The following is an 11992-nucleotide window of genomic DNA, read 5'->3' as shown; positions in this document are numbered from 1 at the left end:
GGGCGCAGAAGCCCGTCTCGGAGGTCGACTCCCGGAAGGCTTCGGTCAGTGCGGCGACCTCGATCGGGTCGCCCAGTGAGGTCGCCGTCCCGTGCGCCTCGATGTAGCCGATCGACCTGGCGTCGACGTCGGCGGTCTGCTGGGCTTCGAAGATCACGGCGGCCTGGCCGCTGACGCTGGGGGCGGTGAAGCCGACCTTGTCCGATCCGTCGTTGTTCACGGCCGAGCCACGGATCACGGCGCGGATCGGGTCGCCGTCCCGCAGGGCGTCCGACAGCCGCTTCAGCACCACCACGCCGACCCCGCTGCCACCGACGGTTCCACCTGCTTCGGCGTCGAAGGCGCGGCAGTGCCCGTCGGGGGAGAAGATGTTCCCCTCCTGGTACAGGTAACCGCCGTTCTGCAGCACGTTGATGCTCGAACCACCTGCCAGGGCCAGGTCGCACTCGAAGCCCAGCAGGCTGTTGCACGCCTGGTGCACCGCGACGAGGGAGGTGGAGCAGGCAGTGGAGAGCGTCATGCTGGGACCGGTCAGCCCGAGCCGGTGGGAGATCTGGGTGGCCGCGTAGTCCTTGTCGTTGAACAGGGAGATCTGCCGGGCGAACGAGGCGAGCAGATCCGCTCGGGGCATCAGGTGGTGCATGGCGTAGCCGCTGCGGCCCACGCCCATGAACACCCCGATCGCCGACTTCTCCCCGGCGGCGCGGTGTCCGGCGTCCTCGATCGCCTCCACCGCCGCCTGGAGCAGGACCCGCTGCTGCGGATCCATCAGCTCGGCCTCGCGATCGGTGAAGCCGAAATAGCCCGGGTCGAACTGGTCGATCCGGTCGAGGATCCCACTGGCCTTCACTAGGTCGGGATTCCCGCTGACGGCCGGATCTCCGTGCACGGCAAGCACGTCGTCATCGCTGAGGCGGGAGATCGATTCGGTACCCGCCACGAGATTCCGCCAGAACTCGGCGTAGTTGTCGGCACCCGGTACACGCAGAGCGAGCCCAACGACGGCGATGTGTTCCATGCTCATCGACGACATCCGTTCACGTAGGAAGATGACAAGCACCCTAATGACGAGGACTGGAGTGACTGTGAAGTCTGACTGCCCCGGAACGCAGATCTGATAATTCGTCAACAGCCGGAGACGCCCTAGCGCTCGTGAAAGCGCCAGGGCGTCCATCCGTGCACCGCTCCGCGGCCCCGGGTCAGGGCCGTACCGGGCCGCCGCGCAGTGACAGCGGCCGCATGTCCGTCCAGTGCTCGTCGACCCACTGCAAGCACTCGTCCCGGGAGCCGGTCGGCCCCGCGTCCCGCCAGCCGTCCGGATTGGCCCGGTCGGCGAGCCAGATCGAGTACTGCTCCTCGTGGTTGACGACGACTCGGTACTGGGCGCCGGTCTCGTCCTCAGTCATGGTCTGCTCCTGTTCTGGTGTACATCTCCGCCAGCGATTGGCGGCTGTCCCAGTCCGGGTCGAACGCCGCCTTGAAACCGGCCTCGTCCCAGGACTCGCCGGAGAGCTCGGTCAGCCGGTGGACCAGGGTGCGGCAGAAGATCTCGTAGGTCCGCTCGTCCGCGGGGATCTCCGCCGTCCAGTCGCGCCGGCCGAAGACCTTGCCGAGCAGCACCTCGTCCTGGTCGAAGGAACGCGAGTCCAGGAACATCCCCTGGTTCCGGGCGTGGAAAGCCTCCTGGCGGTCGAGCAGCCCGACGAACTCCTCGGTGAGCCGATCGGCGGACTCCAGTAGCCGGGCCAGCTTGCCCGCCAGCACCTGCGCGTCGCAATCGCAGTCCGTGCCGTGCGTGCGGCTGAACTGGAGCAGGATCCGGTGGTCCTCCAGCGCATCCGGCACGATGCGGTTGTAGTAGACCCGCTGACGCAGGGCGAACCAGGCGGACCAGGCGTCGAAGGAGCCCCGGGAGAGGTAGTGGCCGGGCGAGTTGAGCAGCTTCTTGAACCGGCTGCGCATCCGGATGTGGAAGTGGTGCACCATGCCCGGCAGTTCGTGGGTACGACCGGCGCGGTCGGATTTGATGAACTCGCCGATCAGCTTGTTGTTCTCGGTGAACATCCAGGACGAGGCGGCGAACATCGGGTCGAGCACGGTGCCGGCGCTCCCGGTCAGGAACCAGCGCTGCACCGAGAACTGCTCCTGCGCGAAACGCGAGAACCTCCGCTGCGTCCCGAAGCCTTCCGGCCGCGGTCGCGGCCCGAGGATCTGGGCGATCGCCCGGTGCTCGCGGAGGAAGCCGAGCAGCTCCTCGGCGGAGGCCACCGGTGGGCTGACGTGCCGCCGGTCGAAGGTGACGCCGATGCTGTACTGCGACTCGGACAGCGGGATCAGCCAGATCCAGTAGCCGCGGTACATGAAGTACGCCGGCGAGGCTCCGCGGCCCCAGTGCGGGACCCGCCCGCGCCACGGCTTGCTGCCGAGCTCGTCGAGGGACAGACAGCCGTCGAAACGCGCCCAGGCGGCGCCGATCGGGTTGCGGTCGTCCTCGGGTGCCAAATCCAGCATGCGGGCGATCGGCGACTCCTCGCCAGCCGCGTCGACCAGCCACCGGCACCGGATGGTCCCGCCGGTGGTCCGCACCCGGTGCCCGTGCTCCCCGTCGAGCGAGATCGCACCGTCCGAGGGCACTTCGGTGCCCAGCAGGACGCGTACGCCCTTCGCGCGGTTCAGCTCGCACAGGGCCTGCTCGACCGCCGGCCGGTCGATCAGGTAGGTCGGGATCGGGTGCGGGGTCCGGCCGCCGATCTCGGACATCCGGTCGATCGGCAGATCCCGGCCGGGCGAGTCGAAGAAGTACCGCAGACCGGAACTCACCAGGTGGTGCTTGCGCAGGTAGGGGCCGATGCGCAGCACGCGGTTCGCGTAGTTGGAGAACTCCTCCCCGGACGGCTCGTCCATGCCCGGCCGGAACTCGGTGGCCCGGTCCACCACCACCACGTGCAGATCGGGCTGTTCGAGGCTCAGCTGGCGGGCCAGCGAGCCGCCGGCGAGCCCGGCCCCGATGATCAGTACGTCGCAGTCGACGTCCGGGTCATCGCCCATCGGGTGTCCGGTCCAGCCCGAGCTTCGTGGTCAGCACCCGGGCGGCGGCCTCGGCGTTGCGGGGCCCGAACATCGTGCTGTAGTCGCCGGGGAGGACCCGGATGTCCAACCCGCCCAGGGCCAGCTCGGCCCAGGCCAGGTCGGGGCGGGCCGGGTCGATCCCCTCCCGGCGCTCCTGCGCGTGGAAGTAGAGGATCTCCCCCGGGTACGGGGCTGGCCGGTAGGCGTGCAGGGCCCGGACGTTGGTCCGGTACACCTCGAGGATCTCCCGGGCGTACGTGTCCTTCACCGCGGTCAGCCCCTCGGCCGACATCCGCTCGGCGAGCAGTGCCTCGGCCTCCTCGTCGGTCAGCACGCCGTGCCGGTCGGGCGGCATCTGCCCGGGCCCGGGGGTGTCGAACAGCGCGAGCAGCCGGACGGCCTCCCTCTCGGCGTGCAGCCGCTGGGCCATCTCCAGGGCCACCAGACCGCCGAAGGCCGCCCCGCCGAGCGCGTACGGGCCGGTCGGCTGGACGCCGCGCAGCTCTGCCAGGTAGCGCGCGGCCAGCTCCTCGACGGTGCCCAGGGGCTCGGCGCCGTCCCGCAGGCCGGCGGCCTGGAAGCCGAAGACCGGCAGCTGTGCGGGCAGGCACCGGCTCAGCTCCCGGTAGAAGTACACGCTTCCGCCGACCGGGTGCAGCAGGAAGAACGGCGACCGGGCCGCGTCTCCCTCCCGGAGGGTGACCAGTGAGGCCCCGCCCTGCGCCGCCGCCCCGGCCGTCTCGACGAAAGCCGCCACGCCCGCCGCCGTGGGGGCGTCGAGCATGATCTGGTGCGGCAGGTCGACGCCGAGCTCCTCGGACACCCGTTCCGCCACCTGAAGGGCCGTCAGGGAGTCGCCGCCCAGGTCGAAGAAGTCGTCCTCGACCCCGACCGGGCTGATCCCCAGCACCTCCTCCAGCACACCCACCACCGACCGCTCGGCCGGCGTCCTCGGCTCCACGTAGTCCGTGCTCACCGACTCCGGTCGGTCGTACATCGACGTCACAGCCGACTCCCTCACTGGTTGCTCGTTCGACCGCCACGTTACGGATGCCGACTGAAACGGCCGTGAAATCTCACTACGCCCGAATGAAGTACGGCTTCGTGCAAGGGGATCGGCGGCCGGCTTGCTCAGTCCGCGACCGGCTCGCGGGTGAACTGGGCGGCGAAGAGCTGAGCATAGGGGCCGTTCGAGGCTATTAGCTCGTGATGGGCTCCCTGCTCGACGATCTGGCCTGCCTCCATGACCAGGATCGTGTCGGCGTCGCGGATGGTCGATAGCCGGTGTGCGATGACGAAGCTCGTGCGGCCCTCGCGCAGCGATGTCATGCCCCGCTGAATGAGCATTTCGGTGCGAGTGTCCACCGAGCTAGTGGCCTCGTCCAGGATGAGCAGGGCGGGGCGGAGGAGAAAGGCGCGTGCGATGGTCACGAGCTGCCGCTCACCCGCGCTGAGGTTCGAGCCGTCCTCGTCCAGGACGGTGTCGTAGCCATCAGGAAGAGTGCGAATGAACCGGTCTGCATGTGTGGCCCGAGCGGCGGCGATGATCTCCTCGCGGGAGGCACCGGCCAGTCCGTAGGAGATGTTGTCGGCGATCGTTCCAGCGAACAGCCAGGTGTCCTGCAGAACCATTCCGATGTTGGACCGCAGCTCTTCCCGGTTCATCAGGCGGATATCGGTACCATCCAGTGTGATCCTGCCGTTGGTGGTCTCGTAGAATCGCATCAGAAGGTTAACGAGGGTGGTCTTTCCGGCTCCGGTGGGGCCGACGATGGCGACGGTCCGTCCGGGTTCGACGGTCAGTGAGAGGTCCTCGATCAGTGGCTTGCCAGGCTCGTAGTTGAACGAGACCTTCTCGAACTCCACTTGTCCGGTGATCCGGTGAGGCCGCTCGGGGGATTGCGGATCCGGGTGCTGCTCCTTGGCGTCCAGCAGCTGGAAGACTCGCTCGGCGGAAACGACCCCGGACTGAACTATGTTGGTCAACGAGGCCATCTGTCCGATCAGGTTGTTGAACTGGAGCGTGTAGCTGATGAACGCCTGCAGCACGCCGATCGTCATGGCTCCTGAAGACACCTGCAGGCCGCCGAGGACGGCGATCAACACGAAGCTGAGATAGCCGATGAAATCGATGGCAGGCCCGATGATCCCGGACAGGAACTGGGCACGGTAACCGGCTCGATAGACGGTTTCGTTGCGCTTGGAGAAAGCCTCAGTCGCTGTCTCTGCGGTGCCGTAGGTTTTCACGAGCTCGTGTCCGCTGTACATCTCCTCGACATAGGAGTTGAGCTCGCCGGTGGCGTCCCATTGCCGGACGGCCTGTGGCCGCGCCCGCCGGGCAAAGAACTTAGTCAGTGTGGCGGCCAGTGGGATCGTGCCCAGCGTGCAGAGGGTGAGCAGCGGGGACATCCACAGCATGATCGTCAGAGCGCCGACCGCGAGGAGTAGCGAGTTGATCAGCCGGGTGAGGATCTGCCAGAGGGTGAGCGCGATGTTGTCGACGTCAGTGGTGACCCGGGAGAGTACCTCACCGCGAGGCTGACTATCGAGGTAACTCAGCGGAAGCCGGGCGAGTTTGGCCTGACATTCTGAGCGAAGCCGGTGGGCCGTACGCTGCGAGACGCGCTGAGCAAGTCGGCCGCGAGCGAGTGCGAAGAGCGAGGCGATCAGCACCACGACGGTGGAGACCAGCAGCACCTCGCCGATTCTCCCGAAGTCCGCCTCTCGCCGACCAGCGACTCCCATCACGATGAGGTCGGTGACGTGGCCGAGTAGTCGCGGGATGGTCACCGCCAGCAGGGCGCTGGCGCCAGCGGCCAGAAGAGCGAAGGCGACAAGGCTTCGATCCAGCCTCATCGTTCGGAGCAGCCGCAGCGCAGAGCGTCGAAAAGCCTGCGGCTTGCTGCCGGGCTTCTTCGCCACCCGGGCAGCGGTATTGGCGGTGCTCACGCGGCATCCTCCTCGGCGAGCTGGGAGGAGACGATCTCCTGGTAGGTCGAGTTGTTCCGGAGCAGTTCGGTGTGGGTACCGGTACCGACGACCTGTCCCTCGTCAAGGACGACGATGTGGTCGGCGTCGCGGATGGTGGACACTCGCTGGGCCACGATGACGACCGTCGTGTTCTCCGTCTCACGGGCCAGGGCACTCCGCACGGCTGCGTCAGTGACGTAGTCGAGGGCGGAGAAGCAGTCGTCGAAAAGGTAGATATCTGGACGGGCTGCCAGAGCACGGGCGATGGCCAGTCGTTGTCGCTGGCCTCCAGAGAGGTTCCGGCCGCCCTGAGTGATCGGATGGTTCAGACCGGCAGGAAGCGCCTCGACGAACTCACGAGCCTGCGCGATCTCAAGGGCCTGCCAGAGCTGCTCGTCGTCGGCATCTGGAGCGCCGTAGCGGAGATTGGAGGCGACCGTGCCGGAGAACAGATAAGGCTTCTGGGGGATGAGGCGCACCGTGCTTGCCAGGATGTCCGGGTCGAGGTCGCGCACGTCTACACCGCCGACTCGAGCACTGCCGGAGTCGGTGTCGAACAAGCGGGGCACCAGTCTGAGCAGCGTCGACTTGCCGCTACCGGTAGAACCGATGATTGCGGTGGTCTCGCCAGGGCGGGCGACCAGATTGGCGCCGCGCAACACAGGCACCTCAGCACCTGGGTAGCGGAAGACAACGTCCTGGAGCTCCAACAGTCCCTTTGACTCCAGCTCGGTGGCCGGGATTTGCGCTGGCTTGACACTGGACTCGGCGACCAGAACCTCTTGGATGCGTTCAGCGCAAGCCCTGGCGCGAGGGGCGAGCTGAAAGGCCATGGTGGCCAGCAACACTGCCTGCAGGATCTGAACTAGATAGTTGAGCAACGCGATAAGTGAGCCAACCTGCATCGAGCCGTCGTGCACCCGGTGGCCGCCAAACCACAGCACCGCGATGTTCGAGCACTCGATGATCAACAGGACGCTCGGGTTCATGAAAGCCTGGACCCGGCCGAGTCGGAACCCGACGTCCCTCAACTCAGTGTTGGCCGCGCCGAACCGTTCACCTTCCCGCCGGTCCCGCACGAACGCCCGGACCACTCTGACTCCGGTGATCTGCTCGCGCAGGGTGCGGTTGACCCGATCGATGAGTTTCTGTTGGGAGGCGGACAGCGGTCCCATCCGGCGCAGGATCAAGACGAAGGCGAGGACTAGCGTGGTCAGGGTTACCACGACGAGCAAGGACATTGGTACGTCTTGGTGAAATGCCATCAGCACACCGCCGATGCCCACGATCGGTGCGGTCACCATCATCGTGAGGATCATCAGCACTAGCGATTGAACTTGCTGGACATCGTTGGTAGTTCGAGTGAGTAGTGACGACGCGCCGAAGCGCCCGACCTCACGAAGCGACAGCTCCTGTACCCGCCGGAAGACGGTTGCTCGCAGGTCACGTCCCAGCGCGGCGGCGGTTCGCACCGAGACGTAGAAAGCCGAGATCGCGCTCAGGATTTGAACGAGCGTGGCAGCGAGCATCACTGCGCCGAGTCGCACCACGTAGCCGCCGTCGCCCTTCGCCACGCCGTTGTCGACGATGTCGGCGTTGAGTGCCGGCAGAGTGAGTGCGGCGAAGGACTGTATGAGTTCGAGAACCACGACTAGCGCCGCGGAAGTGGTATAGGGGCGCATATGGGTGCTTAGGAGTCGGCCCAGCACGGCACTATTCCTCTCGTGACATGATCAGCGAAGGGCAGTCTGCCCTATCGAGCCAGGGCTCAGCTGACGAAACCAACTTGACCACCGGTAACGAGGCGCCAGTCCGGTTGTCGGCTTCGAGCTTCTGGGGGGTTGTGCACGGTGGGCGCGGCCTTACCAGCCTCATCACAGAGAGGCGGCCTGGCGGCCGAGAGGAACAACGTCAGCGATCTTGGCGGCGACCTCAGCGAGGGCTCCGATGGCACCGTCGGTGTGGACGCCCGGGAAGGCGACTATCGCGTGGTCGACCCCGAGTTCGGCGAGTCGTACGAGGTGATCGACGGAGGCGTCGGGGTTGGTCCGGGGATCGTTCGCCAGGGTAAAACGGGTCAGTACGGTCTTCTCGATCTCCTCGTACGGGCGGTTGAGCCGCTCGCAGTGCTCGCGCAGCACCGCGAGCTTGCGCGGGAGGTCGGCGGAGTCGTAGATATTGCAGGCGTCGCCGTATTGCGCGACGAGGCGCAGGGTCTTGCGCTCGCCAGCGCCGCCGATCAGGATCGGCGGGTGGGGGCGGCGGGCGTCCACCCGGCCGAGCGGCTGCGGAGAGTTGAGCGGCCGGGCCAGCTGGTAGTGCCGGCCGGCATAGGGGGTCTCGTCGCCGCTGAACATCTTTCCAATGATCTGCAGGGTCTCTTCCAGTCGCTCGAAACGCTCGCCGAGCGGCGGGAAGGGGACCCCGAGGCCGGCGTGCTCCTCCTCGTACCACGCGGCGCCGATGCCCAGGTACGCGCGGCCGCCGGAGAGGACGTCCAGCGTGGTGACGAGCTTGCCGAGCAGGCCAGGGTGACGGTACGTCACACCCGTGCATAGCGTGCCCAGTCTGATCCGGGAGGTGTGCGCGGCCGCGAAGGAGAGCGCGGAGTACCCGTCGATCATCGGATCCGTGGCGCGGCCGTTGATGGCGACCTGGAAGTAGTGGTCCATCACCCAGAGGCTGGCCAGGCCGAGTTCGTCGGCAGTGCGGGCGATCCGGCCGAGGTGCAGGCCGATCTGCGCGGGGCCGCCGGGCCATCGGAAGGCGGGAACTGTCAGTCCAAGACGCATCGTGAGACCCCTCGTGCAGGCTAGCGTGGTCGTGTGTCCGTCACGCTAGCCCGAAACACCTGCCGTGAGGACGGCCGGCGGTGACGGCGCAGTCCCGCTTCACTGGCCCGCAGTGGGATTTCACGGGTGCTTCAGTCGTCATCGGTAGCCTGACCCGCAGGAAGGTAGTTTTACGAAGGGTCAGGCCATGTCGAAGAAGAGTGCCGGTCCGGGCACCGAGGATCTGAATGGCCTGCTGCGGTGGCGCGCCGAACACGAACCGGAGAGCATTACCTACACCTTTCTCGACGGATTCCTCGACTGCGACACCTGGCGCGAGCAATCACTGACCAATGCGGAGCTCCACCGCCGCGCCCGCGCGCTTGCGGCGCGAATCCAGCAGAACGCGAAGCGCGGGGACCGCGTCCTCGTTCTCAACCACCCCGGGCTCGACTACGTCGTCGGCATCTACGGGAGCATGCTGGCCGGAACGGTGGCGGTGCCCGCGTATCCGCCGGAGACGACGCGGCTGAACCGCGGCCTGGAGCGGATCCGCGCGATCGTGGCGGACGCACAGCCCAGTTGCGTACTGATCGACGACGAGACGGCCGGCACGCTGGGGGAGTCCCTGCGGAGCGAGGTCGCCGCGGTGGAGCGGATCGTCTCCCCGGCCGTCGATCCGGCCCTCGCGGACACCTGGGTCGCGCCCGACATCGCACCCGGGGACCTCGCCGTGCTGCAGTACACCTCCGGCTCGACGGGGCAGCCGAAGGGCGTCATGCTCTCGCACCGCAACCTGCTGGAGAACCTCCGCGCCGGGCGGGACGCCTATGGCGTCGAGGGCCGGATGAACGGGGTGTTCTGGCTGCCGCCGTATCACGACATGGGGCTCATCGGCGGAATCCTCATGGCCCTCTTCTGCGGTGGCCGGGCGCGGTTGCTGGCACCCTTCGCCTTTCTCCGGGATCCGCTGCGCTGGGTGCGTACGATGTCCCGTTACGGTGCTTATGTCAGCGCTGCACCGAATTTCGCTTACGAGCTGGCCGCGCAGGCGGCCGAATCGGCTCCCGAAGAGATTTCCACGCTGGATCTGAGCCAGTGGCGGGTCGCCATTTCCGGGGCCGAGCCGGTGCGTTCCGAAACGATGTCGCGGTTTGCCCGGGCTTTCGCTCCGGCCGGATTCCGCAGGGATTCCTTCCGTCCTTCGTTCGGGCTGGCGGAGAACACGCTGGTCGTGACGGCGCAGACCGGCGGCTCGTCCCTGGCGCGGCTCGACGCCGCGGAGCTCGAACGGAACCAGGTGCGCGAGGCGGCGCCGGGGGCGACGGCGCGTGTGGTCGTGGGATGCGGTGCTAGCGCCGATCCCCGGCAGCGTGTCGAGATCGTGGATCCCGGGACGCTGGAACGCTGCCCGGCGGGCACGGTGGGTGAGATCTGGGTGAGCGGTGGGAGTGTCGCTCAGGGGTACTGGCGCCGCGCGGAGGAGAGCGACTCGGTGTTCCGCGCATCGCTCGCCGGTACCGGCGAGGGCCCGTTCCTGCGCACCGGCGATCTCGGATTCCTGCGCGCCGGCGAGCTGTTCGTGACCGGCCGGCTGAAGGATCTGATCATCCTTCGCGGCCGCAACCACTACCCGCACGACCTGGAGAGGACCGCCGAACAGGCCCATCCGCGGATCTCGAGCGGCCGCTGCGTGGCGTTCTCGGTCAGTGCGGACGGCGAGGAGGCGCTGGTGCTGGCCCTCGCGGCGGCCCCGCGGACCAGCGAGGAGGAGCGCTCGGCGATCGCCGAGGCCGTCCGGGACCGGGTCGGAGAGCTCCACGAGATCGCCGTGCGGGAGATCGTCTTCGTTCCGCGCGGAGGAATCCGGCGGACCTCCAGCGGCAAGCTCCAGCGGTCCGCCGTCCGCGCCGCCTATCTTGCCGGCGAGTACCCGCGTGAGGACCGTGCCCGCACGCCGTACACCGCGCCGCGGGACGAGATCGAGCGCACCGTCGCCGATGCGTGGGGCCGGGTCCTGGGAGTGGAGCGGGTGGGCATCCACGACCGGTTCTTCGAGCTCGGCGGGGACTCGCTCAAGGCGGCGCAGCTGCTCGGCGATCTGAACACCAGGCTCGGGCACCGGCTGACGCTGTCCGATGTGGCCGCGGTGCACACGGTCGAGGAGTTCGCAGCCCTCCTCGGCCGGGACGAGGCGAAGCAGCTGCGGGTGAGCACCGATGTCCAGGTGGATCTGGGCTGATGAGTGTGACAGGGGGAACGGGACGGCGATGCCCGACGACATCCACGAGTTCGTGAACTCGCTTGCGGCCCAGGGTATCCGGGTCTTCCTGGAACAGGGCCGACTGCAGTGCCGGGGACCGCAGGAGGCGCTCGCGCCCGCGCTGCTCGCCCTGGTGCGCTCGCGCCGCGACGAGATCGTGGCGCATCTGGAGCGCTCGGGCGAGGCCGCCCGGCCGCATCCGCTCACCGCGGGCCAGCAGAGCCTCCTGCTGCACCAGCGGCTCACCCCGGACAGCGTCGCCTACAACCTCGCCTTCGCCGCGCGCGCCCGAGGTGCGGTCGATGCCGGGCGGCTGGACTCGGCACTCCGCACGGTGATGGGACGCCATGCGATCCTGCGGACGACCTACACCTGGGGGGACGGCGAGTCGAGGCAGCGGGCCGGCCAGGTGCCGGAACGGGTCCTGGTCGAGGAGACCACGACCGAGGAACTGGTCGAGAGCACCGTCGAAGCGTTCATGGACCGCCCGTTCGAGCTGGAGCGGGAACTCCCGGTCAGGGCGGCGCTCATCCGCACCGGTCCGACGGACGAGCTGCCCGTGCTGGTGCTGGTCGTCCACCACATCGCGGCGGACCTCTGGTCCATCGACGTGATCGTCGACGAGTGGCTGACCGTCTACAGGGCCTCCACCGCCCAGGGCGGCGAGCTGCCGCCACCCGTCGACACCGGCTTCTCGGAGCAGGTGCGCCGGGAGAGCCGGTGGCTCACCGAGGCGGAGGCGGAGCGCGGCCTGTCGTTCTGGCGCGAGCAGCTCGGCGGTGAACTCCCCGAACTGAAGCTGCCGTTCGACCGTCCGCGTCCGTCGGCGCAGACCTTCCGTGGCGGCCGCCTCTCGGTCGGGCTGGACGCCGGGCTGTCGGCCGCACTCGTCGGGCTCGCGCGCCGGGGCGCCCCCACG

General features: G+C 68.0%; 9 protein-coding genes. 2 read left to right on the top strand and 7 right to left on the bottom strand.

The window, feature by feature from the left end:
* The 7 genes from ABD369_RS27940 to ABD369_RS27910 form a co-directional block, all read right to left on the bottom strand.
* The coding region (locus ABD369_RS27940) for a beta-ketoacyl synthase N-terminal-like domain-containing protein (protein ID WP_344639322.1) at positions 1–1024 on the bottom strand (1024 nt) is incomplete at its 3' end.
* Between the two features lie 175 nt (positions 1025–1199).
* Positions 1200–1406 (bottom strand): MbtH family protein, encoded by a 207-nt coding sequence (locus tag ABD369_RS27935; protein WP_344639321.1) that lies wholly within the window; start codon positions 1404–1406, stop codon positions 1200–1202.
* Entirely contained in the window at positions 1399–3048 is a 1650-nt protein-coding gene (locus tag ABD369_RS27930; protein ID WP_344639320.1) for an NAD(P)/FAD-dependent oxidoreductase, read from the bottom strand. The genes ABD369_RS27935 and ABD369_RS27930 overlap by 8 nt, the downstream gene beginning before the upstream one ends.
* A complete protein-coding gene (locus ABD369_RS27925; protein ID WP_344639323.1) occupies positions 3038–4066 on the bottom strand; it encodes a thioesterase domain-containing protein in 1029 nt (342 codons plus the stop codon). The genes ABD369_RS27930 and ABD369_RS27925 overlap by 11 nt, the downstream gene beginning before the upstream one ends.
* Before the next feature lie 134 nt (positions 4067–4200).
* Positions 4201–6018: an ABC transporter ATP-binding protein gene (locus tag ABD369_RS27920; RefSeq protein WP_344639319.1), complete on the bottom strand. Its 1818-nt coding sequence runs from the start codon at positions 6016–6018 to the stop codon at positions 4201–4203.
* The gene (locus ABD369_RS27915; protein ID WP_344639318.1) at positions 6015–7748 is read right to left on the bottom strand and encodes an ABC transporter ATP-binding protein; all 1734 of its coding nucleotides are present in this window, start codon (positions 7746–7748) and stop codon (positions 6015–6017) included. Before ABD369_RS27915 ends, ABD369_RS27920 begins: the two co-directional genes overlap by 4 nt.
* 165 nt (positions 7749–7913) lie before the next feature.
* Positions 7914–8831 (bottom strand): LLM class F420-dependent oxidoreductase, encoded by a 918-nt coding sequence (locus tag ABD369_RS27910; protein ID WP_344639317.1) that lies wholly within the window; start codon positions 8829–8831, stop codon positions 7914–7916.
* A 187-nt stretch (positions 8832–9018) separates the two neighbouring features.
* Between ABD369_RS27910 and ABD369_RS27905 the strand changes: the two genes are divergently transcribed.
* Together ABD369_RS27905 and ABD369_RS27900 are read left to right on the top strand one after the other, a co-directional pair.
* Positions 9019–11052 (top strand): AMP-binding protein, encoded by a 2034-nt coding sequence (locus ABD369_RS27905; protein ID WP_344639316.1) that lies wholly within the window; start codon positions 9019–9021, stop codon positions 11050–11052.
* Positions 11053–11080: 28 nt separating this feature from the next.
* On the top strand, positions 11081–11992 hold a 912-nt coding region (locus ABD369_RS27900), incomplete at its 3' end, for a condensation domain-containing protein (RefSeq protein WP_344639315.1).

The organism is Kitasatospora cystarginea, from assembly GCF_039533515.1.
Lineage (GTDB): Bacteria > Actinomycetota > Actinomycetes > Streptomycetales > Streptomycetaceae > Kitasatospora > Kitasatospora cystarginea.
This window is presented reverse-complemented; position numbering and strand designations above follow the sequence as displayed.

What these genes read in the sequence shown, in the direction of transcription:
- ABD369_RS27930 (WP_344639320.1), bottom strand. Translation starts at nt 3,048, where the DNA reads ATGGGCGATGACCCGGACGTCGACTGCGACGTACTGATCATCGGGGCC.
- ABD369_RS27935 (WP_344639321.1), bottom strand. Translation starts at nt 1,406, where the DNA reads ATGACTGAGGACGAGACCGGCGCCCAGTACCGAGTCGTCGTCAACCAC.
- ABD369_RS27925 (WP_344639323.1), bottom strand. Translation starts at nt 4,066, where the DNA reads ATGTACGACCGACCGGAGTCGGTGAGCACGGACTACGTGGAGCCGAGG.
- ABD369_RS27905 (WP_344639316.1), top strand. Translation starts at nt 9,019, where the DNA reads ATGTCGAAGAAGAGTGCCGGTCCGGGCACCGAGGATCTGAATGGCCTG.
- ABD369_RS27910 (WP_344639317.1), bottom strand. Translation starts at nt 8,831, where the DNA reads ATGCGTCTTGGACTGACAGTTCCCGCCTTCCGATGGCCCGGCGGCCCC.